Here is a 25,610-nt window from a genome sequence, read left to right as displayed (position 1 = left end):
CGACGCTGCCACCCGTGTGGCGTGCTTAGAAAATAACCTGAAGAAAAAGACGCTGTCGAGAGGGTAATGACAAAATAATATTTTGCGCTAAAACGGGAACGCGATAGCAGTGAAAAGCGGAACTCTTTTCGCGAGCAGGCAGTTTTAAGCGCTACGATTTAACACGTTGTTATCAGTATTGTTACCGTACTTTTTACCTCAAACGGAAACGCACCAACTTTCAGTCAAAAGCAAGCAATCCCCTTTGGGAATTATGGTTTTTCCTCATTTGATAAATCTGACGGATAGCTGGTCATCAGGCCCCATGTTTTCTATCATAGATTTTTCCCGTTTTCCCAGGCCTGACCGTGCACGAAATCTTCAATATGCTCCTGGCGGTGTTTGACCGCGCGGCATTAATGCTGATCTGTCTCTTTTTCCTCATCCGCATTCGCTTGTTTCGCGAGCTTTTGCATAAATCAGCCCACTCGCCAAAAGAGCTGCTGGCCGTCACGTTTATCTTTTCGATGTTTGCCCTGTTCAGCACCTGGTCCGGCGTGCCGGTAGAAGGATCGCTGGTAAACGTGCGCATCATCGCCGTGATGTCAGGCGGGATCCTCTTTGGCCCCTGGGTCGGGATTATTACGGGCATTATCGCCGGGACCCACCGATACCTGATTGATATTGGCGGCGTGACGGCCGTACCCTGCTTTATCACCAGCATTATTGCCGGGATACTCTCCGGCTGGATTAACCGCAAAATTCCGAAAAAGCAGCACTGGCGTGCGGGGATTATCGCAGGGATGGTTTGCGAAACGCTGACCATGATTCTGGTCGTCGTCTGGGCGCCCACCGTTGCGCTGGGGCTGGATATCGTCTCGAAGATCGGGATTCCGATGATCCTCGGGAGCGTCTGTATCGGTTTTATCGTGCTGCTGGTGCAAAGCGTGGAAGGCGAAAAAGAGGCCAGCGCCGCGCGTCAGGCCAAGCTGGCGCTGGATATTGCCAACAAAACGCTGCCGCTTTTCCGACACGTTAACGCCGACTCTTTACGTCAGGTTTGCGATATCATCCGCCGGGACATTCATGCGGATGCGGTCGCTATCACCAATATTGACCACGTGCTGGCTTACGTTGGCGTCGGTGAGCACAACTACCGCGACAGCGACGATACCATCAGCCCGACCACCAGACAGGCAATTAATTACGGAAAAATCATCATTAAAAATAATGATGAAGCCCACCGTACGCCAGAGATCCACTCAATGCTGGTGATCCCGCTGTGGGAAAAAGGGGTCGTCACGGGGACGCTGAAAATTTACTACTGTCACGCGCACCAAATCACCTCCTCGCTTCAGGAAATGGCGATTGGCCTGTCGCAAATTATCTCTACCCAACTCGAAGTGTCGCGTGCGGAGCAGCTGCGCGAGATGGCAAATAAGGCAGAACTCCGTGCCCTGCAAAGCAAGATCAATCCCCATTTTCTGTTTAACGCGCTGAATGCGATCTCCTCCTCCATCCGTCTTAATCCGGACACCGCGCGGCAGCTGATTTTTAATCTGTCACGCTATCTGCGCTACAACATTGAGCTAAAAGACGACGAGCAGATCGACATCAAAAAAGAGCTGTATCAAATTAAGGATTACATCGCGATTGAGCAGGCACGCTTTGGCGATAAGCTCACGGTCATTTACGATATTGATGAGGAGGTCAACTGCGTGATCCCAAGCCTGCTGATCCAGCCGCTGGTGGAAAATGCCATTGTTCACGGTATTCAGCCGTGTAAAGGCAAAGGCGTGGTCACGATTAGCGTGACGGAAAGCGGTAACCGCGTGCGCATCGCCGTGCGCGATACCGGACACGGCATCGATCCGAAAGTCATCGAGCGCGTCGAGGCAAACGAAATGCCGGGCAACAAGATCGGGCTGCTGAACGTGCACCACCGGGTCAAGCTGCTGTTCGGTGACGGGCTGCACATTCACCGTCTTGAGCCGGGCACCGAGATTGCTTTTTATGTTCCGAATGAAAGAACGCCCGTTAATGCCCCCATTTCCTTGTTGCCGTAGGCCGGAGTAACAGATGAAAGTCATCATTGTAGAAGATGAAATTCTGGCTCAGCAGGAGTTGAGCTGGCTTATCAAAACCCACAGCCAGATGGAGATTGTTGGCTGCTTTGAGGACGGTCTGGACGTGCTGAAATTTTTGCAGCATAACCGGGTCGACGCGATTTTTCTCGATATTAATATTCCGTCGCTGGACGGCGTCCTGCTGGCGCAAAATATCAATCAGTTCGCCCACAAGCCGTTTATTGTGTTTGTCACCGCGTGGAAAGAACATGCCGTGGAAGCCTTCGAGCTCGAGGCGTTTGACTATATTCTCAAGCCGTACCAGGAGTCGCGTATTATCAGTATGCTGCACAAGCTGGAAGCCGCATGGCAGCAGCAGACGCTGCCTGCCAGCACCAGCCCGGCAGCGCGGGAAAACGACACCATTAACCTGGTGAAAGACGAACGGATCATCGTCACGCCTGTCGACGATATTTACTATGCCGAAGCGCATGAAAAAATGACGTTTGTCTATACGCGGCGTGAATCCTACGTCATGGCGATGAACATCACCGAATTTTGCAATAAACTCCCGGCCGCCCGCTTCTTCCGCTGCCACCGTTCGTTCTGCGTCAACCTGAACAAGATCCGCGAAATCGAGCCCTGGTTTAATAACACCTATATTTTGCGTCTGAGGGATCTGGATTTTCAGGTGCCGGTAAGCCGCAGCAGGGTGAAAGAGTTCCGCCAGCTTATGCACCTGTAGTGCGTTCCCTCTCCCGCAGGAGAGGGGGACGGGCGTCAGAGGATCTGACCAAGCACCTGGCGCAGATGCGCACCGGAGCCAAGCAAGCCTGGGTTGTCGTGGACAATCAGGTAAACCGGAATGTCCTGCACGTAGCTCCTGAAACGGCCTTTGTCTTCGAAGCCGCCGCGGAAGCCGGAGGCGGTAAAGAAATCGAGGAAGCGCGGCACGATCCCACCCGCAATATAGACCCCGCCAAAGGTGCCAAGATTCAGCGCCAGGTTGCCGCCGAAACGCCCCATAATGACGCAGAACAGCGACAGCGCACGGCGACAGTCAGTACAGCTGTCGGCCAGCGCGCGTTCGGTCACGTCTTTAGGCCGCAGATTTTCCGGCAGACGGCCATCTGATTTCACAATCGCCCGATACAGGTTCACCAGCCCCGGGCCAGAAAGCACGCGCTCGGCCGACACGTGACCAATCTCGGCGCGTAGCTCCTCAAGAATAATGCCCTCTTCTTCACTGTTCGGCGCAAAATCCACGTGACCGCCCTCGCCCGGCAGGCTCACCCAGCGTTTGTCGACGTGAACCAGGTGCGCCACCCCCAGACCGGTGCCCGCGCCGTAAACGGCAATCGGTTTACCTTCAATCGGGGCCGTACCGCCGAACTGAATCAGATGCTCTTGCTTAAGCATCGGAATAGCCATGGAAACCGCGGTGAAGTCGTTAATGATTTCAAGGTGCGAGAAGCCGAGGTTCTTCTGCATTTCGGCAATTGAGAAGGCCCAGGTGTGGTTGGTCATCGCGACCCAGTCGCCGGTGATCGGACAGGCGATGGCGATACAACCGTCCTCAACGCTCACTTTATGCTCTTCCAGATAGACGCGTACCACCGCTTCCAGGCTTGGGTAATCCAGCCCTGAATAGGTTTTCGCCTGAGAAATTTCACCGCTGTTCACATCGCACAGGGCAAGGCGAGCGTTGGTGCCGCCCACATCACCTACCAAAGCATACTTTGTCATTCTTCTACTGCTCCGCTAAAGTCAGAATAAATCTTTGGGACACTGTAAATTCAAGGCGTGATAACAACAACGACCAGAAGGTGACTGCCCATGGATTATCGATCTTCGTCACATAATAACTTTACCGTTTCAGCACCTTTTGCACTATTGCCACAATGCTGATTGTGCAAAGTAACGTTAAGCCGTTTTGTACAAGGAAATCATCATGCTCCATCCGCGAGCCAGAACCATGCTGTTATTGGCTGTCCCGGCGCTGATTATTGGCGTGGCGTCGAGCCTGGTGCTCATCGTCGTCATGAAGGTGGCATCGGTGCTGCAATCGTTGTTGTGGTCTGCGCTACCGGTAAAGCTCGGCATCAGCATTGACTCGCCGGGTTGGATCATGATGATGCTGACCCTGACCGGGATTGCCGTAGGCCTGGTGATCCGCTATAGCCCGGGACACGCCGGGCCGGACCCGGCGCTGGAACCACTGATTGGCGCGCCCGTTTCGCCTTCTGCCCTGCCGGGTCTTATCATCGCGCTGATTATCGGCCTCGCCGGCGGCGTGAGCCTCGGGCCTGAACACCCCATTATGGCGGTCAACATCGCGCTGGCGGTCTTCCTGGGGGCGCGTCTTTTCCCGCGCGTTGGCGCGCTGGACTGGACGATTCTGGCCTCCGCCGGCACCATCGGGGCGCTGTTTGGCACGCCGGTAGCCGCCGCGCTTATCTTTTCTCAAACCCTGAGCAGGGACAATGACGTGCCGCTGTGGGACAAACTCTTCGCGCCGCTGATGGCCGCCGCTGCGGGGGCGCTCACCACCAGCCTGTTTTTCCATCCTCATTTTTCGCTGCCCATCCCCCACTACGGTCAGATGCAGCTCGCCGATATTTTCAGCGGTGCCGTCGTCGTCGCGATAGCCATTGCGCTGGGGATGGTCGCGGTATGGTGTCTTCCGCGCCTGCATCGCCTGATGCACAGACTGAAGCATCCGGTGCTGATTCTGGGTATGGGCGGCTTTATTCTGGGTGTTTTAGGCGCCATCGGCGGGACGGTTACGCTGTTTAAGGGGCTGGACGAGATGCAGCAGCTGGCCTTCAGCCAGGTCTTTAGCGTTTCAGATTATCTGCTGTTCGCGCTGGTGAAACTGGCGGCGCTCGTGGTCGCTGCGGCCTGTGGTTTCCGGGGAGGTCGTATCTTCCCGGCGGTCTTTGTTGGGGTCGCGCTGGGGCTGATGCTGCATGAGCACGTCGACGCAGTCCCTGCGGCGATTACCGTCTCCTGCTCCATTCTGGGGCTGGTACTGGTGGTCACGCGCGATGCGTGGCTAAGCCTGTTTATGGCGGCCGTTGTCGTGCCGGATACCACGCTTCTGCCGCTGCTCTGTATCGTGATGTTGCCCGCCTGGCTCCTGCTGGCGGGCAAACCGATGCTGATGGCATGGCGAAACGACAGGTAATCAGGCGTTATTGCGCGCCTCCAGCGCTTTGGTCAGCGCGCTCAACAGCGGCGGAATATCGGCTTTCGGCAGCATCACCTCGATCAGCGACAGCCGCTCGTGGTGTGCCACTTTATCCAGCACTTCCGCCAGCGCTTCCGCTTCGCTGACCTGCCAGCACTCTGCCTGAGGCGCCAGGCTCAGCGCCTGCGGGATCTGCGTCCAGTTCCAGAGGGCGATATCGTTATAGCGCTGCTCCGGCCCGTGGATAGCCCTCTCGACCGTGTACCCTTCGTTGTTAAGCACCAGAATAATCGGGCGCTGCTTGTCGCGCAGCATTGAGCCCAGCTCCTGAATGGTCAGCTGCGCGGCACCGTCGCCCGTCAGGACAATCACGCGTCGGTCCGGACACGCCGTATGCGCGCCAAAAGCCGCCGCCAGCGTGTAGCCAATCGAGCCCCACAGCGGCTGGACGATAAAGTTGACGTCTGCCGGTAAACGCAGATCGATAGCGCCAAAAGCAGATGTTCCCTGGTCAGCCAGAATGATATCGCCGGGACGAATAAACGCTTGCAGGGTACGCCAGAAACTCTCCTGCGTCAGAGATCCTTCGATAGTGGGGAACGAAAAGCCGCTGTTATCCGATGACGTTCGCGTATCACGTACATGCGTTTTACACAGGGCCGTTAGCGTTTCAATCGCCTCCCTCATCGGGATGCCCGTAAACCAGACGTCACCGACGCGGGCAGCGTGGGGCTGAACCTCTATCGTCTGGGCTGGCGTCAGCTGATGGGTAAATCCGGCGGTGAGCGTATCGGTAAAACGCGTGCCAATGCACAGCACCGTATCGGCACCCTCGATCGCCTCTTTAACCTGTTCGGCGCTTGCCGACCCGCTATAGGTGCCATAAAAGCCGCTCTGACGTTCATCAAAAATGCCCTTACCCATCAGCATCGTTGCGTGGGCCATTGGCACCGCTTTGACCCACTTCTGAACGGCGTCTCTCAGGCCGTGGCGCAGCACCAGGAAATCCGCTAACAGAGCGGTGCGTTTGCTCATGGACAGACGCTTTTCGGCAGCCTCACGGAACGCCTGCAAACAGGCTGAATCAGCGGGTGCGGGATGCAGAGTGAGAGCGCTTACAGGGGGCGTAGCGGCTTTTTTCGCCACATCGGCAGGCAGCATCAGGTAGCCCGGACGGCGCTCCCGCAGCATGGTGGTAAGCACCCGGTCAATTTCATAGCAGGCGTTTTGTTCGGTGAGCACCGCCTGTGCGACGGTAATGGGTTCGCTCATATGATAGAAGTGGCGGAACTCGCCGTCGCCTAACGTATGGTGCAATAACTCTCCTCGTTGCTGTGCCGCCATACCCGGGGCCCCCACAATATGGAGCACGGGAACATGTTCGGCAAAGCTGCCCGCCACACCGTTCATGGCGCTTAATTCCCCAACGCCGAATGTCGTCAGCAGCGCGGCAAAGCCCTTACAGCGGGCATAGCCGTCAGCAGCGTAAGACGCATTCAGTTCGTTGGCACAGCCCACCCAGCAGATGTCCGGGCTGTCTATCACATGGTCGAGAAATTGCAGGTTATAGTCGCCCGGCACGCCAAACAGATGATCGGCACCGCAATCTGTTAGTCGGTCCAGCAGGTAATCGGCGACGCAATAGGGGGTACGCATATTATAGGTGTCCTTCTGACGTTGACCTCACTCTGAGTATTAAATAAGCGTGAAGCCTGTCCAGAAATGGCGAGAAGTCGAGAATGGAAAGAATGCTTTACGAAAAAAGCTGAGCTATGCTCATTTTCTTCGGGTGAGTGTAAACGTATACACTGATTTTTCTTTTCAGCGCCAGAGGTCTCGCCAATGGGTTATCAACCTGACAAAAATCGTTATCAGACAATGCAGTATCGCCGCTGTGGACAAAGCGGCCTCAAGCTTCCCGCCATCTCGCTGGGGCTGTGGCATAATTTTGGCGACGCGACGCTGCTCGAAAACAGCCGTCAACTTTTACAGCGCGCGTTCGATTTGGGTATTACGCATTTTGACCTTGCCAATAATTACGGCCCGCCTCCTGGGTCGGCCGAACGTAATTTTGGTCGCATTTTGCAGGAGGATTTCCTGCCCTGGCGCGATGAGCTGATTATCTCCACCAAAGCGGGCTACACCATGTGGGACGGGCCTTACGGCGACTGGGGCTCGCGTAAATACCTGATCGCCAGCCTGGATCAAAGCCTCAGGCGTATGGGGCTTGAGTACGTTGATATTTTCTATCACCATCGCCCCGATCCCCAAACGCCGCTGCGTGAAACCATGAAAGCGCTTGACCACGTGGTGCGTCAGGGCAAGGCGCTGTACATTGGTCTGTCCAACTACCCGGCAGAACTGGCACGACAGGCGATTGAAATACTGGAGGATCTGGGCACGCCGTGTCTCATCCACCAGCCGAAGTACTCCATGTTTGAACGTGCGCCTGAAGCGGGTTTGCTGGAGGTATTGCAACAAAAAGGGGTGGGATGTATCCCCTTCTCTCCGCTGGCCGGTGGATAGTTGACCGATCGCTATCTGAACGGCATCCCGGCAGATTCTCGCGCGGCAAGCGGCAGTAAGTTCCTTAATCCGGAGCAAATCACCGACAATAAGCTGGAAAAAGTGCGTAAGCTGAACGCGCTGGCGCAAAGCCGGGGGCAAAAGCTGTCGCAAATGGCGCTGGCCTGGATACTGCGTCACGATACGGTGACGTCAGTGCTCATCGGCGCAAGCAAAACCGGGCAAATTGATGATGCAGCAGGCATGCTTGAAAATTGTCATTTCTCCGCAGACGAGCTGAAGACGATAGAAGCGATCCTGTCCAGTTCCGATTAACATTACTTTTAGCAAAAAGTGCTCTCCTTCATGATTTAGGAGTTGAGGCGATGAAACGAATGTTTACCAACTCGTAAAATTGCGTTAACAGGTCGCACAGCGGCCCCGATCGTGAAGGAGAAGAGTATGTTCAGGTCACTGATTCTTGCAGCGGTATTACTGGCTTCGGCCCCGCTGGTCGCCAACGCTGGCGAAATCACCCTGTTGCCATCGATAAAATTACAAATTGGCGATCGCGACAATTACGGTAACTACTGGGACGGCGGCGGCTGGCGCGACCGTGACTACTGGCACCGCCATTATGAGTGGCGTAAAAACCGCTGGTGGAAACACGATAACGGCTATCACCGTGGCTGGGATAAGCGTAAGGCCTACGAACGCGGCTACCGCGAAGGCTGGCACGATCGTGACGACCACCGCGGCGGCAGAGGCCATGGTAAAGGCAGGGGCCACGGTCACGGCCATCATCATTAACAGCAAAAAGGAGCCTCACGGCTCCTTTTTCTTTTACAGCCCTGCCGCCGTGCCTATTAACAACCAGAGGTTTAACGCCACCACCACGACTACAATGGCCCAGCCGGCGCGTTTCACCCATGTTGAATTTACCAGATCGCCCATCAGCGATTTGTTGCTGGTGAAGATCAGCAGCGGCACCAGCGCTAGCGCAATACCGAAACTCAGCAGCACCTGACTCATCACCAGAATGCGGGTCGGATCCAGCCCCATCAGAATGACAATAAAGGAAGGCAGCATGGTTACCGAGCGGCGAACCCACAGAGGAATGTGGAAACGTACAAACCCCTGCATCACCACCTGCCCGGCCAGCGTTCCCACAACCGTAGACGAGAGACCCGCAGCAACCAGGCTTAAACCGAAAATAGTGGCAGCGGCATGGCTCAGCAACGGCTCCAGCGTCAGGTAAGCCTGGTCGAGATCGGCAACCCCGGTATGCCCGTTAAAATGGAACGCGGCGGCGGCGGTCGCCATCATCGCCAGGTTCACAAATCCGGCAATGGTCATCGCGATCGCCACATCCCATTTCGAGGCGGAGTAACGCTCTTTGCTCGTTCCGCCGTGCAGATTCTGGGTTAAAGAAGAGTGCAGATAAATCACGTGCGGCATGATGGTCGCCCCCAGCACCCCGGCCGCGAGAAAAACGGCTTCAGAGGTAGGTAACGATGGGATCACCATCCCTTTCGTCAGCTGCACCAGATTCGGCTGGGAGAAAACCAGCTCAACGATATAGGCGGCAGCGACGAACAGCAGCAGGCCGCCGATGACTTTCTCCAGCGGTTTTTGTCCCCGCCGCTGGAGCATCAGAATAAGGAACGTGGCGATACCGGTCAGCACGGCGCCCTGTAGCAGGGAGACGCCCAGAATAAGCTTAAAGCCGATCGCCGCCCCGATAAACTCGGCGAGATCGGTAGCCATGGCGATAATTTCCGCCTGGACCCAGTAAAACCATACCGCCGGACGCGGATAGTGATCGCGGATTTGCTCCGCCAGGTTTTTCCCGGTGGCAATACCCAGCTTCGCGGAAAGCATCTGAATCAGCATCGCCATCAGGTTGGCCCAAACCACAACCCACAGCAGCTTATAGCCGAAACTGGCCCCGGCCTGAATATTGGTCGCAAAATTACCCGGATCGATGTAGCCAATCGCGGCAATGAATGCCGGTCCCATTAATGCGAACCGCAGCTTGCGTGCCGCTCTGCCGCTGCTACTCTCTACGCGACTATTCGTCATTTCTGCCTCTGGAAATATAGCCTTTGCTATGTTTTATGCTATCAAAATGAGAATGATTATCAAGTTCATTTGTAATGGTTAACATGATTTCTCTGATAGTCAGGAACAATAGACAGGCAGGTGGAGCAAGGTCACAGAATGTGAAAATGCGCAGACATTTGTGAAGCGTAGCACACAAACTTAACTTTTCACTCATTTACCTAACATAACAAAAATGTATTGTTGATCACTATTTTTGAGACTCGTCACAGGATGTAACTATAGTGTGGGCTTGATCTCGTTTTCTTTGTGCTTGTTACATAGAATGTGCACGGAAATTAAACCTGCCTCATATTTGGAGCAAATATGGACCGCGTCCTTCATTTTGTCCTGGCACTCGTTGTCGTTACTGCACTCGCATTGCTGGTCAGCACAGACCGCAAAAATATTCGTATTCGCTATGTTGTCCAGCTGCTGGTCATTGAAGTTTTACTTGCGTGGTTCTTCCTGAACTCCAACGTAGGCCTCGGCTTCGTGAAAGGCTTCTCCGAAATGTTCGAAAAACTGCTCGGATTTGCCAACGAAGGGACAAACTTTGTCTTTGGCAACATGAACGATCAGGGTCTGGCCTTCTTCTTCCTGAAAGTGCTCTGCCCTATCGTCTTCATCTCTGCCCTGATCGGTATCCTCCAGCACATCCGTGTTCTGCCGGTGGTTATCCGTGCGATCGGCTTCCTGTTATCTAAAGTTAACGGCATGGGCAAGCTGGAGTCCTTCAACGCAGTCAGCTCGCTGATCCTCGGTCAGTCTGAGAACTTCATTGCGTATAAAGATATCCTCGGTAAGATGTCCCGCAACCGCATGTACACCATGGCGGCGACCGCAATGTCTACCGTTTCCATGTCTATCGTGGGCGCGTATATGACCATGCTGGAACCTAAATACGTGGTTGCGGCGCTGGTTCTGAACATGTTCAGCACCTTTATCGTCCTTTCGTTGATTAACCCGTACCGTGTGGATGCCAGCGAAGAGAACATCCAGATGTCAAACCTGCACGAGGGACAGAGCTTCTTCGAAATGCTGGGTGAATACATTCTGGCTGGTTTCAAGGTTGCGGTTATCGTTGCCGCGATGCTGATTGGCTTTATCGCGCTGATCGCTGCGCTGAACGCCCTGTTTGCGGCCGTACTGGGTATCTCCTTCCAGGGCATTCTGGGCTATATCTTCTACCCGGTTGCCTGGGTGATGGGTGTACCTGCTCACGAAGCGTTGCAGGTGGGCAGCATCATGGCAACGAAACTGGTATCCAACGAATTCGTGGCGATGATGGATCTCCAGAAGATTGCCAGCACGCTCTCCCCCCGCGCGGAAGGGATCCTGTCCGTCTTCCTGGTCTCCTTCGCGAACTTCTCTTCCATCGGTATCATCGCTGGCGCGATTAAAGGCCTGAACGAAGAGCAGGGTAACGTGGTGTCTCGCTTTGGCCTGAAGCTGGTTTACGGTTCAACGCTGGTGAGCGTCCTGTCTGCCTCTATCGCGGCACTGGTCCTGTAATTCATACCGCTGAACGAAAACCGGGAGCCATCGCTCCCGGTTTTTTTATGCTTCCAGCGCCGTCAGAGGCTGGGGTTTACCAATCAAATAGCCCTGCAAATAATCTACGCCAAATCGCAGCAACATTTCGCGTTGTTCAGCCGTTTCCACATATTCAGCCACCACACACAGCGATTTCGTTTTTGCCATGTTGCAAATGGACTGCACGATCATCGCATCCATGCTGTCGGTGCAGATATCTTTCACGAAGCTGCCATCGATCTTAATGATATCGGCCTCCAGCCGCTTCAGGCGCTCAAAGTTGGCATAGCCGGTACCAAAGTCGTCTATGGCAATACGGAAGCCGTAATCACGCAGCTGCTGGATATTTTTGATGCTGCTTCCCGAGTCAGAGAAAGCCTGTTCCTCGGTGATCTCAATGATGATATCTTGCGGCGCAATAGCGTAGCGTTCAAAAAGGGCAATGATCTCAGCCGCAATTTCATTTTGCATCAGCGTCAGCGGCATCAGATTGACGGAGAAGCGCGTTCCTGCACGTCCGGACGGATGGCTGCGCATCCACATCAGCAATTTTTCCAGTACGTTCAGGTCAAACCGGTGGCTCAGGTTGAACTGAGCAATCAGCGGAATAAAGCGGTCAGGGGTGATGATCTCGCCATCGCTTTCCAGCCTGGAGAGGATTTCAAAATACCCTTCCCCGCGCGCGTTGTGGATTGGCTGGGCGTAAAGGTGAAGACCGCCGATATCAAGGGCGCGTTTTATGCGGGCCAGCATTAGCACCCTGTCCGTCGTCTGACCAGAGACATCATCCAGACTGTTGGTTAACGCCAGAACGTTATGCCCGCCACAGGATTGCTCGGACAGCCAGCTCAGCTGACCCAGCGTGTGGTGCAGGCTTTCCCCATCCGGCACTTCCCCCCAGGAGGCACCAAACTCAATGTCGAGCTCGGTCTTGTTCCAGGTAATCTTACGGCTGTTCAGTTGATCAACCATATATTGCAGGCGCTCAGCCGTGCCCGGCCCCAGCAAGACCACCACCAGCTCGCTGCCCGGTAGCTGGAAGAGCTTCTCGTCTTTTTGCAATAGCGGTTGCAGCGACGCGGTGATCATCTTTTTACAGTGCACGCGCATGAGGATGCCGTAGTGACGGCTCAGGAATTCCAGATTATCCAGGCGCAGGCAGCAGACTTTAGCCTCAGGATGGTGCTGAAGAAAAACTTCCAGCGCACGAATGTTAGGCAGACCGGTGAGCGGATCGGTAAGCGCCCTCTCCTGCCATCCCTGTTTCAGCCATTCACTTTTCTGGAAGATCCGTGACATGTAAAGCAGGCAGATGGCGAAAGAGATGAGCACCGACAGGATAAAGGAAAGTGAGTGACCCGATTCAACGCCATTGAGAAAATTATAATTGTAGGTCAACAGCATGAGCGCCGAAGCCGCCCAGAGCAAAGAGATGAGCGAATAGCTCAGACGACCAATCCCCAGGGTAAAAAGAATAAAAACGATTGGCATCAAATAACCAGCTATAAACTGTGACTCGAAAGGCGCGCACAAAATAGCGATCATCGAGACCAACAGCATCAGCCACACAACGATAAATAACGCTTTTTTGTGACAAAAGAGGGGCTTCACACTTCGCCGCCAGAATGTTCGGGCATACCGGGGATTAATTATCATTCTTAACGGGTAATAGAACATCATGGTGAAAATCAGGGCGGCACAAATCAGGCTTTGAATATCGATAACGTTATAAATTGCAGAGCCTTCGCCGAAATAGGAGGAGATTGTCACCGGGAAATCAAATAAATATCCAGCCAGATACATCGATAATTTGATGCCTACAGGAACCATAAATCCGAGCCAGAAAATACGTATACCGATGTACTTATTCGGCATGCTGTGTCGCCAGCGCTTGCCCAGCATCAGGCGGATAACGCCACAGGCCGCAAAGACGGCAAACGTCTGACAAAGTAATAACACGGAAGATTGTAGTAATGCTAAATCAAAGTAATAAATGTTAGTAACACTAAAACTAATCAGTAAAGGAATGATTGCCCGACGTCCAAATAACAACACGATGGCGAGCATGGCGCTCAAGGGCAACCACGCTAAATAAACATCATTTTCGTTGACGATAGCGCGCGGGGAGATATAACGGGAAAAGGGGATCGCAATCAGGCTTAGCGCCAGGGCAATCATAAATATTTTTACATTATTGTAAATTTTTCTATTCATTAATCCGTGTGATCTATTTAACCATCGTCTTATTGACCGGATGGATAATAGGTTTATTAATTACACGAATCAAGTTCAGGTCTATTTATAGACTTGTTTATTGATTTGGATTGAGGTGATGTATAGAAAACGACATTGCTGGCAACAAAAAGAGTCTAAACATTTTACAAGATATAAAAAAACCCCCGTCTTGCGACGAGGGTTTAAATTTTGGTGGAGCTAAGCGGGATCGAACCGCTGACCTCTTGCATGCCATGCAAGCGCTCTCCCAGCTGAGCTATAGCCCCACATGTTACTTTACCTACCGCACTCTGTTGGGTTCAGAGTTTGGTGGAGCTAAGCGGGATCGAACCGCTGACCTCCTGCATGCCATGCAGGCGCTCTCCCAGCTGAGCTATAGCCCCATCGTAAAGCTGTCATGTTGACGGGCGGCATAATATGAATTCCGCCGCAACGTGTCAACGGCAAATTCAGCCTCCGCCTTTCAACCGCCGAAAAATCATGCAAATGAATCACTTTGCGAGCCTGCTCGCAGCCAGGAGTTAAGCTTGTCACGTTTTCACGTAAAACGGTGCTATAAAATGAACCACTAATTAACCCCACAGATATTCAGGAAATTGTATGATCAAGGAACGAATGACGCCAGAAGAGTTAGCCCTGCTGACTGGCTATAGCCGACAGACCATCAATAAATGGGTACGTAAAGAGGGTTGGATTACATCGCCAAAACCAGGCGTTCAGGGTGGCAAGGCGCGTCTGGTACACGTCAATGAAAAAGTGCGCGACTTTATTCGCAGCGCACGCAGGGTGACAGAGTCGCCGGAAATGCCAGATAAGGCGTACCACGACGGTTCACTTCACGCCCTGCTCATGACGCTGGCGAATGAAATGACGCCGGATGAGCAAAAGCAGATGACATCGCTGTTACTGCGGGAAGGGATTACCGGATTGTTACAACGCTTAGGGATTCGCGACCAACGCTAATATGAAAAGATTACGCAGCAAAATGACCACGGAAGAGCTGGCGGACAGTCTGGGCGTAGCCCGACAGACCGTTAATCGCTGGATACGACAAAAAGGATGGAAAACGGAGGGGATTAATGGTGTTAAAGGCGGAAGAGCGCGGGTGATATGCATTGATGCGCACGTGAAGGAGCACATCATAAGCCTTCCCGCCATGCGTAACCGTCAGGCTGTTTACCACGTTGCGGAAAGCCCTTCCCTCTATGGCGTGGCGACCTCACCCAGCCTGCTTCCACAAATCATCGACTCGCTGGAAAACATGACGGCTGTCGAACAGGAACGTTTGCGCGCACTGCTCGCGCGTGAAGGTTTGCAGGGTTTCCTTACGCGTCTTGGTATTGCTGAATAACAGGCAAAAAAAACGGCAGGTCACCCTGCCGTTATGTGTATTACGCGGGCATTACTGCTGGCTTTCGCGCTCAGCGATAAAGCCTAGCGCCTTGTTGATGCGCGCAACGCTACGCGATTTACCAATTGCATGTACGGTCACGTCCAGCGCCGGAGACTGGCCTGCCCCCGTTACCGCAACGCGCAGCGGCATACCGACTTTACCCATGCCAATTTCCAGCTCATCAGCAGTAGCCTGAATCGCGTGGTGCACATTTTCCGCTGTCCATTCGGTAATGGCTTCGAGCTTGTCTCGCACCACTTCCAGCGGCTGACGCGCAACCGGACGCAGGTGTTTCTTGGCCGCGTCCGCGTCGAACGCGTCAAACTCTTCATAGAAATAGCGGCAGCTTTCGGCAATCTCTTTCAGCGTTTTGCAACGCTCGCCAAGCAGTTTCACCAGATCCGCCAGTTCCGGGCCAGTACGGGTATCGATGTTTGCCTGCTCAATGTGCCATTGCAGATAAGTCGCCACATATTCTGGCTGCATGGTATTGATGTAGTGATGGTTCAGCCACAGCAGCTTGTCGGTGTTGAAAGCGCTGGCGGATTTGCTCACCGAGTTCAGAGAGAACAGGTTGATCATCTCTTCGCGGCTGAAGATCTCCTGGTCGCCATGGGCCCAGCCCAGACGCACCAGGTAGTTCAGCAGCGCTTCCGGCAGATAGCCGTCATCACGGTACTGCATTACGCTCACCGCGCCGTGGCGTTTGGACAGTTTTTTGCCGTCGTCACCGTTGATCATCGATACGTGCGCGTACACCGGTACCGGCGCGTTCAGCGCTTTCAGGATGTTGATCTGACGCGGGGTGTTATTGATATGGTCTTCACCACGGATCACGTGCGTGATTTCCATATCCCAGTCGTCCACCACTACGCAGAAGTTATAGGTTGGCGATCCGTCAGTACGACGAATAATCAGATCATCCAGCTCCTGGTTGCTGAATTCGATCGGGCCGCGGATCTGGTCATCAAAGATAACAGAGCCTTCCTGCGGGTTAGCAAAACGCACAACGCACGGCTCATCGGCAGCATGCTCGCTGTGGTCGTGACGGCAACGACCGTCATAACGCGGTTTTTCGCCTTTTGCCATTTGCTCTTCGCGCAGTGCATCCAGACGCTCTCTGGAGCAGTAGCACTTATAGGCCGTGCCCGCGACCAGCATCTCGTCAATGACGTCGTTATAGCGGTCAAAACGTTTGGTCTGGAAGTACGGGCCTTCGTCCCACTCCAGATTCAGCCAGTTCATCCCATCCATAATGGCTTCAATTGCTTCCGGCGTTGAGCGCTCAAGATCGGTGTCTTCAATACGCAGCACAAACTCACCTTTGTTGTGGCGTGCGAAAAGCCAGGAATAGAGAGCGGTACGTGCACCACCGACATGCAGATAGCCTGTCGGGCTCGGCGCGAAGCGAGTTTTGATTTTCATGAAATGGCCTTACGTTATAAAGATGCCGGTAATCGGCAAATCCTGGGAAGAAAACAATGGGCAATATTCTATCACTGTGGGCCGATTCCTCAATGTCGATAACTTTATCCGGTTCGAGATTGCTGTTTTTGTTTAGAAATCATGCGCCACAGTCCGTTTTGCGATCGTTTTGACTAATTTTACGACGAACGAATAAAAACTTTAGAAAATGCGTTGACTCATTTTCAACTCTCCCTATAATGCGACTCCACACAGCGGGGGTGATTAGCTCAGTTGGTAGAGCATCTCCTTTACACGGAGGGGGTCGGCGGTTCGAGCCCGTCATCACCCACCATCTACTTCGGTAGACTCGCAGTGTAGATAAGAATTGAGATTGGGCGATTAGCTCAGTTGGTAGAGCATCTCCTTTACACGGAGGGGGTCGGCGGTTCGAGCCCGTCATCGCCCACCATTCTCACCTTATCGCAGCAGTTCCGAAATGGGCGATTAGCTCAGTTGGTAGAGCATCTCCTTTACACGGAGGGGGTCGGCGGTTCGAGCCCGTCATCGCCCACCATTTCGGGTCGTTAGCTCAGTTGGTAGAGCAGTTGACTTTTAATCAATTGGTCGCAGGTTCGAATCCTGCACGACCCACCAATGTAAAAAAGCGCCCTAAAGGCGCTTTTTTGCTATCTGCGATATAGCACATCCTCATTGCAGCCAGACCGCTTGTTTTACTCAAGATCACGCCTTCTTTGCCGATACCTCTATTTTATGGCGAAAAGGATCTCAATATGACAACTCTTAAGCCCGTTTCTCTGTCGGCGATGGACATCGGCAGCGTAGACAACAGCTCCGGCGGAAACGACATTGCTTCCCGGATCACCCGTCTGACCAAACAGATAACGAAAGTCACTCAGCAGCTCAAAGAAGTCGCCATGGGTGATGCCACGGCAGAAGAGAAGCAAAAGCAGCAGGAATTACTCGAATCTCAGCTGGCTATGTTGCAGGCACAGCTGGCGCAATTGCTGCGTCAGCAGGCAGAAGAGGCAATGCCAAAACAGGAAAACGGTCAGGCCGTGGCGGAAGGCATCAATAAGCCCTCCGCAGACCATAAGGTTGATATCTACATCTGATCGCTGTTTTCGTTAAAGAGCGGATCGCGCGTGCGGGCCTCCATCAAACGCCCGGCCTGCATGCGCACCACATCCCAGCAGGCGTGCGCCGCTCCAGAAAGAGACCTGTTTTTACGGCGTACCAGCATCAGCTGGCGTTCAATACAGGGCAAGAAACGCTTCACCGTTAAACGACTCCCCTGCGGCAGTGGCAGCGCCAGCGCCGGCAGAACGCTGATGCCAATCCCCGCTTCAACCATCGGAAACAGCGTGGCAGGATGCCCAATTTCCTGCACAATGGTTGCCTTAACGCCCTGCGCGGCCAGTGCGGCATCTATCAGCGGACGGCTGCCAGAGGCATAATCCTGTAGCACCAGGTTTGCCCCCTGCAAGGCTTGCCAGGTCACCTGCGGCAGCGATGCCAGGGGGTCATCATCGCGGCAGAGCAATAAAAAGGGCTCCGAGAGCACCACTTCACATTCCAGGTCGCTTACCGCTCCGGGGTCAATGACAATTCCGAAATCCACCTCTCCCTGACGAATACTCTCCAGCACCCACTGCTGCGGCCTGTCGTGCAAAACAAAATCGATATCCGGATAGCGGTGATTACTTTCCGCAATGCACTGAGGAATAAGATGCGCCGAAATCGTCTGGCTCGCCGCAACTCTCACGGTGCCGGAAAGCTGTTGCCCGAGCCGCCCGACATCCCGCAGCGTACTGTTCAGTTCATCCAGCAGCCTCTCCAGACGCGTTGCCAGCTGCTGCCCCGCTTCGGTGAGCACCACTTCTCGCGTCGTACGGTCAAGCAGCTTCACCCCCGTTTGCGTTTCAAGCTCCTTAACGCTATGGCTCACCGCCGACTGGCTGAGGCCAATCATCTCCCCTGCCCGGCTAAAGCTGCGAGCCTGCGCGACGGTGACGAAAACGCGAAGCTGACGTAACGAATAATTCATCTGTTTAATTCATGAATGGATGCAATAAATCAATTTTATTTCTCAAAGGGAAGAAAGCACAATAGCGGCATCTGTTTTCAGGAGTGATTATGAAACTTTTTCGTATCCTTGATCCGTTCACGCTGACCCTGATTGGAGTCGTTTTGCTGGCCTCGTTCTTCCCGGCGCGAGGCAGTTTTGTGCCCATTATTGAAGGCGTGACCACGGCAGCCATTGCCCTGCTGTTCTTTATGCATGGCGCCAAGCTTTCCCGGGAAGCCATTATTGCAGGCGGTAGCCACTGGCGACTGCACCTCTGGGTAATGTGCAGCACCTTTATCCTCTTCCCGTTACTGGGCGTACTGTTTGCCTGGTGGGCGCCGGTGAATGTCGACCCCGCGCTGTACTCCGGCTTCCTCTATCTGTGCATTTTGCCGGCCACGGTGCAGTCCGCTATTGCTTTTACCTCGCTGGCGGGCGGCAACGTCGCGGCGGCGGTTTGCTCTGCTTCCGCTTCCAGCCTGCTGGGGATCTTCGTTTCACCGCTGCTGGTCGGTCTGCTGATGAACATGCACGGTGCGGAGGGCAACCTGGAACAGGTGGGTAAAATTTGTCTGCAACTGCTGCTGCCGTTTGTGCTCGGACACTTATCCCGCCCCTGGATTGGGGAGTTTGTGGCGAAACACAAAAAATGGATCGGCAAAACGGATCAAAGCTCCATTCTGCTGGTGGTTTACACGGCCTTTAGCGAAGCCGTTGTAAACGGCATCTGGCACAAGGTGGGCGCCGGATCGCTGCTGTTTATTGTGGTGGTGAGCATTGTTCTGCTGGCCATTGTCATCGCGGTAAACGTCTTTGTGGCCCGCAGGTGCGGCTTCAATAAGGCCGATGAAATCACCATCGTCTTCTGCGGGTCGAAAAAGAGCCTGGCTAACGGGATCCCGATGGCCAATATCCTGTTCCCGACCTCGGTCATTGGGATGATGGTGCTGCCGCTGATGATTTTCCATCAGATCCAGCTGATGGTGTGTGCGGTACTGGCGCGGCGCTATAAGGCGCAGACGGAAAAGCTGGCGCAGGAAGAGACCCGCGCCGCGAAAGCTTAAGGACGCTTCAGGGGCTGAACCAGCTGGGTCAGCCCCTCAGTTTTGATCATTAACGTGATAGCCATCAGCTCGCCCAGTCGCCCGGCGGGGAACGCATCCTTACGGGCAAACCACAGCAGATACTCTTCCGGTAAATCAATCAGCCTGCGGCCCTTATATTTACCGAACGGCATCTCCGTATTGGCGATCTCAACGAGCTGCTCTTTTTCCACGTTATTCTCCTAACAGGCGCATCATTTCGTCTTCGTCGATCACCTCGATGCCGAGCTCCTGCGCTTTGGCCAGCTTCGAGCCGGCCGCTTCCCCGGCAATCACCAGATCGGTTTTCTTCGACACGCTGCCCGCCACTTTCGCCCCCAGCGCCACCAGGCGGGCCTTCGCGTCATCGCGCGAAAGCTGACTCAGGCTACCGGTCAGCACCACCGTTTTACCGGCAAACGGGCTGTCGATTTCGTCGGCATTCACCACTACCGGGGCGGGCCAGTGAATCCCCTGCTCCAGTAATTTACCGATCACCTCACGGTTGCTCTCTTCGGCGAAGAAGTTAAAGACGTGGGTGGCGACCACGATGCCGACATCCGGGACTTTCTGAAGCTCGTCGATGCTGGCTTTCTCCAGCGCCTCCAGCGTGCCGAAATACGCCGCCAGCCCCGCCGCCGTCGCCTCCCCGACTTCACGAATGCCGAGCGCGTAGAGGAATCGGGCAAAGGTGGTGTTTTTGGCTGCCTCAAGTGCGTTAACGACGTTCTGGGCGGATTTCGGTCCCATACGATCGAGGCCGGTCAGCTTGCCTGCCGTCAGCGTAAAGAGGTCCGCTGGCGTATGGACGTACTCTTTCTCAACTAACTGGTCGATGATCTTGTCACCCATTCCGTCCACGTCCATCGCCCGGCGTGAGACGAAGTGCTTCAGGGACTCTTTACGCTGTGCGCCGCAGATTAACCCGCCCGTACAGCGCGTTACCGCTTCACCTTCCACGCGCTCTACGTCAGAACCACATACCGGACAGTGGGCCGGAAACTCAATGGCGCGGGTGTCGGCAGGACGCTCTGACTCCACAACGTTGACCACCTGCGGGATCACGTCGCCCGCGCGTCGAATCACCACTTTGTCACCGATGCGCAGGCCCAGGCGGGCAATTTCATCGGCGTTATGCAGCGTGGCGTTGCTCACCAGCACGCCGGCCACCTGTACAGGCTCCAGACGCGCTACCGGCGTAATCGCCCCCGTACGCCCTACCTGAAACTCCACGTCGCGAACGAAGGTCATCTGCTCCTGCGCCGGGAACTTAAAGGCCACCGCCCAGCGCGGCGCACGGGCCACAAACCCTAACTGTTCCTGCAACGCCATGGAGTTAACCTTGATCACCACGCCATCAATATCAAACCCGAGTGTGGGGCGATCCTCTTCAACCTTACGGTAGAACGCCAGCACCGCCTCCGGAGAGTCGCAGAGCTGCACGCGGTTGCTTACCGGTAACCCCCACTCTTTGAACTGCAATAAGCGCCCGAGATGGGTATCTGGCAGCTCGCCGCCCTCCAGGATCCCGACGCCGTAGCAGAAGAAAGTAAGCGGTCGCTTCGCGGTGATGCGCGGATCGAGCTGACGCAGAGAACCTGCCGCCGCGTTACGCGGGTTAGCAAACACTTTTCCCCCGGTACGACGCGCTTCTTCATTGATCTTTTCAAAGCCCGCCTGCGGAAGGAACACCTCCCCGCGCACTTCCAGACGGGCTGGAATGTTCTCGCCACGCAGCTTAAGCGGGATCGCACGTATGGTGCGCACGTTGGTGGTGATGTCTTCCCCGGTGGTGCCATCGCCGCGCGTTGCGGCACGCACCATCACGCCGTTCTCATAAAGAATGCTGACGGCCAGACCGTCCAGCTTCAGCTCGCAGCACCAGCTCAGATTGTCGACACTCTTCAGGCGATCCTGCACGCGCTTATTGAAAGCCAGAAAACTCTCTTCATCAAAAACGTTATCCAGCGACAGCATCGGCACTTCGTGACGCACCTGACTGAAAGCGCCCAGCGGCTCGGCGCCGACACGCTGCGTCGGGGAGTCTGGCGTAATCAGCTCCGGGTGCTGCGCTTCCAGCTCGCGCAGTTCACGCATCAGGCGGTCATATTCCGCATCCGGCACTTCCGGTGCATCCATAACATGATAGAGATATTCATGATGGCGAAGCGTGGTTCGCAGTTCAGTAAGTTGTTGTTCGATTGAGTCCATATCGCACCATCAATGAGAAAAACCCCCGACAAGCGGGGGTTGAGGAGGGGTTGACGTTAACGCGACGATTACGCGTTCGCTTCCTTAACTTCGCGGATGCGGTCCTGATATTCGCGCAGTTTCTGCGGCGTCATCATTCGACGCTGATCGTCGAGCACCACACCGCCCACTTCGTCGGCGATGTGCTGAGCGGACTGTAGCATCAGCTTAAAGTTTTGCAGTTCGTCACCGTAGGACGGCACCTGCATAAAGATCGTTACGCCTGGCGTGACGAAATCACCGGTCATTTCCGGGTCAAACGTGCCTGGATTCACCATATTGGCCAGGCTAAACAGTGCCGGGCCGCTGCCGTCAGGACTGAGGTGGCGATGGAAAATATTCATGTCGCCGAACTTGAAGCCTGCCTGCTGGATGCTGTTAAGCAGCACGTCACCGTTCAGATGGGTGCCGTGATGGGCAGCCACGTTCATGATGATCACTGCTTCTTTACGCTGCGGCTTTTCAACAACCGGTTCTGGCGCTGCTACCGGCTCTGGCTCAACGCGCGGAGCGGGCTGTGCCGCAGGCGGTACGGGTTCAGGCTGCGGTTGCTGCACTGGCTGCGGCTGCTGTACCGGCTGTGGCTGCTGAGCCGGCTGTGGCTGTTGCACTGGCTGAGCAGGCTGATGCACAGGTTGCGGCTGTACAGGCTGTGGCGCAACGGGCTGCGGTTGCACAGGCTGCTGCGGCGGATGACGCACAGGTTCTTCCACTGGCGGCGGCGCTGGCTGGCGCGGCTGGGCAGAGGCATACGGTGGTTGATACTGATGCTGCGGAGCGCGGGGAGCTTCATGCTCTCCATGCGCTGCGCCGGGCGCAGTATTGACCCGATGAACACGGACTTCACCCACGCCGTCGTCGTCAAGGCCGTCGACGTCGTCTTCAACGTCATCGTCGTCACGACTGGACTTCATGCGCTTCAGTGGACGATCGCGAAACATAGAGGAACGCTCTTTACGGCTGGTCCAGAAACCATGTACCAGTAAAGCGATTATGGCGATCGCGCCAACAATGATTAATATCAGACGCAAATCCTGCATCATTATATTCTCTGTTGTTCTAACACCTTGCCACCACGGCAAACATTTACTCACTAAGAGTATTTGCCGTTTACGTCAAGTGCAAGTGTATGCAGAGCATTCACAGCATAAAGATGAACTAAATCGTGCTTTTTGCTGGTTTTTCGAACATTTCCGAACTGGTCATTGGCCCGTAACTGGATAATATAGGCGGGCAATTCCACTGGTTGTGTAAAAAGGAGTACAGCCTGGTATGGTTTCAACATCTTCTTCTACCCCACGTAGCGGGGTCTGGTATTTTTCACAGGGCTGGAAACTGGTCTCCCTGCCGGGCATTCGACGCTTCGTTATTTTGCCGCTGCTGATCAACATTCTTCTGATGGGGGGCGCGTTCTGGTGGCTGTTCACCAGGCTGGAAAGCTGGATCCCTTCCCTGATGAGCTATGTGCCGGAATGGTTACAGTGGCTGGACTACCTGCTCTGGCCGATAGCGGTCATTTCCGTGTTGCTGGTTTTCGGCTATTTCTTTTCGACGATAGCAAACTGGATAGCCGCGCCGTTCAACGGTCTGCTGGCCGAACAGCTGGAAGCGCGCCTGACCGGTGCGACCCCGCCTGACACGGGCGTACTGGGGATCATGAAGGATATCCCCCGCATCATGAAGCGCGAATGGCAGAAATTTGCCTGGTACCTGCCGCGCGCGATTGTGCTGCTTATCCTTTATTTCATCCCTGGTATCGGCCAGACGGTGGCCCCCGTACTGTGGTTCCTGTTCAGCGCCTGGATGCTCGCCATCCAGTACTGCGACTACCCGTTCGATAACCACAAGGTGCCGTTTAAAGAGATGCGCACCGCCCTGCGCACTCAGAAGGTTGCCAATATGCAGTTCGGCGCGCTCACCAGCCTGTTCACCATGATTCCATTCCTGAATCTGTTCATCATGCCCGTTGCCGTTTGCGGCGCGACGGCGATGTGGGTGGACTGCTACCGTGCTAAGCACGCGTTATGGAAGTAATGCAAAAATGTGTAAAAGAGGGGTGGCTTATGCCGCCCCTTATTCCATACTGATCCCCATTATTTCCTTGCAGCATATAGATATGCGATTTCCTTACTTCCCCATACTTATTCAACAGGTATGCTGAGTCGGTATCCCAATTTCATACAGTTAAGGACAGGCCATGAGTAAGATTTATGAAGACAACTCGCTGACTATCGGTCATACGCCCCTGGTTCGACTGAACCGTATCGGTAATGGACGCATTCTGGCGAAGGTCGAATCTCGTAACCCAAGCTTCAGCGTGAAATGCCGTATCGGTGCAAATATGATTTGGGATGCTGAAAAACGTGGCGTGTTGAAGCCCGGCGTTGAGCTGGTGGAACCGACCAGCGGTAACACCGGTATTGCCCTGGCCTACGTTGCAGCGGCGCGCGGCTATAAGCTGACGCTGACCATGCCTGAAACCATGAGCATTGAGCGTCGCAAGCTGCTGAAAGCGCTGGGTGCAAATCTGGTCCTGACCGAAGGCGCGAAAGGCATGAAGGGTGCGATTCAGAAAGCGGAAGAAATCGTCGCCAGCGATCCGGCAAAATATCTGCTGCTTCAGCAGTTTAGCAATCCGGCCAACCCGGAAATTCATGAGAAAACCACCGGTCCGGAAATCTGGGAAGATACCGACGGCCAGGTTGATGTCTTTATCTCCGGCGTAGGTACCGGCGGTACGCTGACCGGCGTGTCTCGCTATATTAAAGGCACGAAAGGTAAAAAAGATCTGATTACCGTTGCCGTTGAGCCAACCGACTCACCGGTTATCGCTCAGGCGCTGGCGGGAGAAGAGATTAAGCCAGGCCCGCACAAAATCCAGGGCATCGGCGCAGGCTTTATTCCGGGCAACCTGGATCTGAAGCTGATCGATAAAGTGGTTGCCATTACCAATGAAGAAGCCATCTCCACGGCGCGTCGCCTGATGGACGAGGAAGGCATTCTGGCGGGTATCTCTTCCGGTGCGGCGGTTGCGGCTGCCCTCAAACTTCTGGAAGATGAAACCTTTACCAATAAGAATATTGTGGTTATCCTGCCTTCTTCGGGTGAGCGTTACTTGAGCACCGCACTGTTTGCCGATCTCTTCACGGAGAAAGAACTGCAACAGTGATGCCAGTATGTTAAAAACGCGTAAAAAAGCACCTTTTCAGGTGCTTTTTTGTGGCCTGCTTCAAACTTTTACCCCTCCTGGCATTGCTTCACCCCGTTGGGTCTGGTATTTAAACCAGCAATTATTTTGATGCGCGAAATTAATCAGTGAACGAAATAGCGCTGCTGAATCGATTTTATGATTTGGTTCAAGTCTTGCTTTCACTGCATAATGTTTAATGACGATTGAAACGTCAGCGCTAACAATACAGGCTAAAGTTAAGTCGCCAGGCTAGACTTTAGTTCCACAACACTAAACCTATAAGTTGGGGAAATACAATGTTCCAGCAAGAAGTTACCATTACCGCTCCGAACGGTCTGCACACCCGCCCTGCTGCTCAGTTTGTTAAAGAAGCGAAAGGCTTCACTTCTGAAATCACTGTGACTTCCAACGGCAAAAGCGCTAGCGCAAAAAGCCTGTTCAAACTGCAAACTCTGGGCCTGACTCAGGGTACCGTTGTTACCATTTCTGCTGAAGGTGAAGACGAGCAGAAAGCAGTTGAGCATCTGGTTAAGCTGATGGCTGAACTCGAGTAAGTTTACCGGGTTCTTTTCAATATCAGTCACAAGTAAG

The 25,610-nt window shown here is 54.2% G+C and carries 21 protein-coding genes, 6 tRNA genes and 1 pseudogene; 17 read left to right on the top strand and 11 right to left on the bottom strand.

Features of this window, described 5'->3' with window-relative positions:
• The first annotated feature begins 347 nt into the window (after nt 1-347).
• Together E0L16_RS06010 and E0L16_RS06005 are read left to right on the top strand one after the other, a co-directional pair.
• Nucleotides 348-2,045 (top strand): sensor histidine kinase, encoded by a 1,698-nt coding sequence (locus E0L16_RS06010; protein WP_107533445.1) that lies wholly within the window; start codon nt 348-350, stop codon nt 2,043-2,045.
• Between the two features lie 13 nt (nt 2,046-2,058).
• Entirely contained in the window at nt 2,059-2,790 is a 732-nt protein-coding gene (locus E0L16_RS06005; RefSeq protein WP_131636525.1) for a LytR/AlgR family response regulator transcription factor, read from the top strand.
• 35 nt (nt 2,791-2,825) lie between these two features.
• Here the strand turns inward: E0L16_RS06005 and glk are convergent, their stop codons facing one another.
• A complete protein-coding gene (gene glk / locus E0L16_RS06000; RefSeq protein ID WP_131636524.1) occupies nt 2,826-3,791 on the bottom strand; it encodes a glucokinase in 966 nt (321 codons plus the stop codon).
• Between the two features lie 205 nt (nt 3,792-3,996).
• Here glk and E0L16_RS05995 point away from each other — a divergent pair, with 205 nt between their 5' ends.
• Complete coding sequence (locus tag E0L16_RS05995) at nt 3,997-5,232, top strand: ion channel protein (RefSeq protein WP_063868130.1); 1,236 nt, start codon at nt 3,997-3,999, stop codon at nt 5,230-5,232.
• Here the strand turns inward: E0L16_RS05995 and ipdC are convergent, their stop codons facing one another.
• Complete coding sequence (ipdC, locus tag E0L16_RS05990; RefSeq protein ID WP_131636523.1) at nt 5,233-6,891, bottom strand: indolepyruvate decarboxylase; 1,659 nt, start codon at nt 6,889-6,891, stop codon at nt 5,233-5,235.
• A 186-nt stretch (nt 6,892-7,077) separates the two neighbouring features.
• Between ipdC and mgrA the strand changes: the two are divergent.
• Together mgrA and ypeC are read left to right on the top strand one after the other, a co-directional pair.
• Nucleotides 7,078-8,076: pseudogene (gene mgrA / locus E0L16_RS05985) on the top strand (L-glyceraldehyde 3-phosphate reductase).
• A gap of 126 nt (nt 8,077-8,202) precedes the next feature.
• Complete coding sequence (gene ypeC / locus E0L16_RS05980; protein WP_063450443.1) at nt 8,203-8,550, top strand: DUF2502 domain-containing protein YpeC; 348 nt, start codon at nt 8,203-8,205, stop codon at nt 8,548-8,550.
• A 33-nt stretch (nt 8,551-8,583) separates the two neighbouring features.
• Here ypeC and E0L16_RS05975 read toward each other — a convergent pair whose 3' ends face one another.
• Nucleotides 8,584-9,822 carry an Nramp family divalent metal transporter gene (locus tag E0L16_RS05975; protein WP_064910292.1) on the bottom strand — a complete coding sequence of 413 codons (1,239 nt, stop codon included), beginning with the start codon at nt 9,820-9,822 and terminating at the stop codon, nt 8,584-8,586.
• 345 nt (nt 9,823-10,167) lie between these two features.
• On the opposite strand from E0L16_RS05975, the gene nupC reads away from it, so the two are divergent.
• Nucleotides 10,168-11,355 (top strand): nucleoside permease NupC, encoded by a 1,188-nt coding sequence (nupC, locus tag E0L16_RS05970; protein WP_063450445.1) that lies wholly within the window; start codon nt 10,168-10,170, stop codon nt 11,353-11,355.
• A gap of 45 nt (nt 11,356-11,400) precedes the next feature.
• Here the strand turns inward: nupC and E0L16_RS05965 are convergent, their stop codons facing one another.
• The 3 genes from E0L16_RS05965 to E0L16_RS05955 all read right to left on the bottom strand — a co-directional run bounded on the left by E0L16_RS05965 (nt 11,401) and on the right by E0L16_RS05955 (nt 13,994).
• Nucleotides 11,401-13,590 carry an EAL domain-containing protein gene (locus E0L16_RS05965; RefSeq protein ID WP_131636522.1) on the bottom strand — a complete coding sequence of 730 codons (2,190 nt, stop codon included), beginning with the start codon at nt 13,588-13,590 and terminating at the stop codon, nt 11,401-11,403.
• A gap of 211 nt (nt 13,591-13,801) precedes the next feature.
• A tRNA-Ala gene (locus tag E0L16_RS05960) sits at nt 13,802-13,877 on the bottom strand.
• 41 nt (nt 13,878-13,918) lie between these two features.
• Nucleotides 13,919-13,994 (bottom strand) — tRNA-Ala (locus tag E0L16_RS05955).
• Between the two features lie 217 nt (nt 13,995-14,211).
• Here E0L16_RS05955 and E0L16_RS05950 point away from each other — a divergent pair.
• On the top strand, nt 14,212-14,574 hold the full coding sequence (locus E0L16_RS05950) for a YfeC-like transcriptional regulator (protein ID WP_063868121.1): 363 nt from the start codon (nt 14,212-14,214) through the stop codon (nt 14,572-14,574).
• 1 nt (nt 14,575) lies between these two features.
• Entirely contained in the window at nt 14,576-14,962 is a 387-nt protein-coding gene (locus E0L16_RS05945; protein WP_203464997.1) for a YfeC-like transcriptional regulator, read from the top strand.
• 51 nt (nt 14,963-15,013) lie between these two features.
• Here the strand turns inward: E0L16_RS05945 and gltX are convergent, their stop codons facing one another.
• On the bottom strand, nt 15,014-16,429 hold the full coding sequence (gene gltX / locus E0L16_RS05940; protein ID WP_063868117.1) for a glutamate--tRNA ligase: 1,416 nt from the start codon (nt 16,427-16,429) through the stop codon (nt 15,014-15,016).
• Nucleotides 16,430-16,687: 258 nt separating this feature from the next.
• Between gltX and E0L16_RS05935 the strand changes: the two genes are divergently transcribed.
• The 5 genes from E0L16_RS05935 to E0L16_RS05915 all read left to right on the top strand — a co-directional run bounded on the left by E0L16_RS05935 (nt 16,688) and on the right by E0L16_RS05915 (nt 17,544).
• Nucleotides 16,688-16,763, top strand: a tRNA-Val gene (locus tag E0L16_RS05935).
• Nucleotides 16,764-16,804: 41 nt separating this feature from the next.
• Nucleotides 16,805-16,880, top strand: a tRNA-Val gene (locus E0L16_RS05930).
• A 29-nt stretch (nt 16,881-16,909) separates the two neighbouring features.
• Nucleotides 16,910-16,985 (top strand) — tRNA-Val (locus E0L16_RS05925).
• 4 nt (nt 16,986-16,989) lie between these two features.
• Nucleotides 16,990-17,065: transfer RNA gene (locus E0L16_RS05920), tRNA-Lys, on the top strand.
• Nucleotides 17,066-17,202: 137 nt separating this feature from the next.
• Complete coding sequence (locus tag E0L16_RS05915) at nt 17,203-17,544, top strand: FlxA-like family protein (protein WP_107533451.1); 342 nt, start codon at nt 17,203-17,205, stop codon at nt 17,542-17,544.
• Here E0L16_RS05915 and E0L16_RS05910 read toward each other — a convergent pair.
• Nucleotides 17,535-18,476: a LysR family transcriptional regulator gene (locus E0L16_RS05910; protein WP_131636521.1), complete on the bottom strand. Its 942-nt coding sequence runs from the start codon at nt 18,474-18,476 to the stop codon at nt 17,535-17,537. The genes E0L16_RS05915 and E0L16_RS05910 overlap by 10 nt on opposite strands.
• Before the next feature lie 89 nt (nt 18,477-18,565).
• Here E0L16_RS05910 and E0L16_RS05905 point away from each other — a divergent pair, with 89 nt between their 5' ends.
• Nucleotides 18,566-19,561, top strand: a complete 996-nt coding sequence (locus E0L16_RS05905; protein ID WP_131636520.1) for a bile acid:sodium symporter family protein — start codon at nt 18,566-18,568, stop codon at nt 19,559-19,561.
• Here E0L16_RS05905 and E0L16_RS05900 read toward each other — a convergent pair.
• The 3 genes from E0L16_RS05900 to zipA all read right to left on the bottom strand — a co-directional run bounded on the left by E0L16_RS05900 (nt 19,558) and on the right by zipA (nt 22,872).
• Complete coding sequence (locus E0L16_RS05900; RefSeq protein WP_131636519.1) at nt 19,558-19,773, bottom strand: DUF3820 family protein; 216 nt, start codon at nt 19,771-19,773, stop codon at nt 19,558-19,560. The genes E0L16_RS05905 and E0L16_RS05900 overlap by 4 nt on opposite strands.
• 1 nt (nt 19,774) lies before the next feature.
• Nucleotides 19,775-21,790 (bottom strand): NAD-dependent DNA ligase LigA, encoded by a 2,016-nt coding sequence (gene ligA, locus E0L16_RS05895; RefSeq protein WP_131636518.1) that lies wholly within the window; start codon nt 21,788-21,790, stop codon nt 19,775-19,777.
• A 68-nt stretch (nt 21,791-21,858) separates the two neighbouring features.
• Nucleotides 21,859-22,872 (bottom strand): cell division protein ZipA, encoded by a 1,014-nt coding sequence (zipA, locus tag E0L16_RS05890; RefSeq protein WP_131636517.1) that lies wholly within the window; start codon nt 22,870-22,872, stop codon nt 21,859-21,861.
• 229 nt (nt 22,873-23,101) lie between these two features.
• Here zipA and cysZ point away from each other — a divergent pair, with 229 nt between their 5' ends.
• The 3 genes from cysZ (at nt 23,102) to ptsH (ending at nt 25,573) form a co-directional block, all read left to right on the top strand.
• Nucleotides 23,102-23,863, top strand: a complete 762-nt coding sequence (gene cysZ, locus E0L16_RS05880; protein WP_131636516.1) for a sulfate transporter CysZ — start codon at nt 23,102-23,104, stop codon at nt 23,861-23,863.
• A 163-nt stretch (nt 23,864-24,026) separates the two neighbouring features.
• The gene (gene cysK / locus E0L16_RS05875; protein ID WP_006811453.1) at nt 24,027-24,998 is read left to right on the top strand and encodes a cysteine synthase A; all 972 of its coding nucleotides are present in this window, start codon (nt 24,027-24,029) and stop codon (nt 24,996-24,998) included.
• A 317-nt stretch (nt 24,999-25,315) separates the two neighbouring features.
• Nucleotides 25,316-25,573, top strand: a complete 258-nt coding sequence (gene ptsH / locus E0L16_RS05860; RefSeq protein ID WP_000487600.1) for a phosphocarrier protein Hpr — start codon at nt 25,316-25,318, stop codon at nt 25,571-25,573.
• The last annotated feature ends 37 nt before the right edge of the window (nt 25,574-25,610 follow it).

Origin of the sequence: Enterobacter quasihormaechei (assembly GCF_004331385.1) — a bacterium.
Lineage (GTDB): Bacteria > Pseudomonadota > Gammaproteobacteria > Enterobacterales > Enterobacteriaceae > Enterobacter > Enterobacter quasihormaechei.
This window is presented reverse-complemented; position numbering and strand designations above follow the sequence as displayed.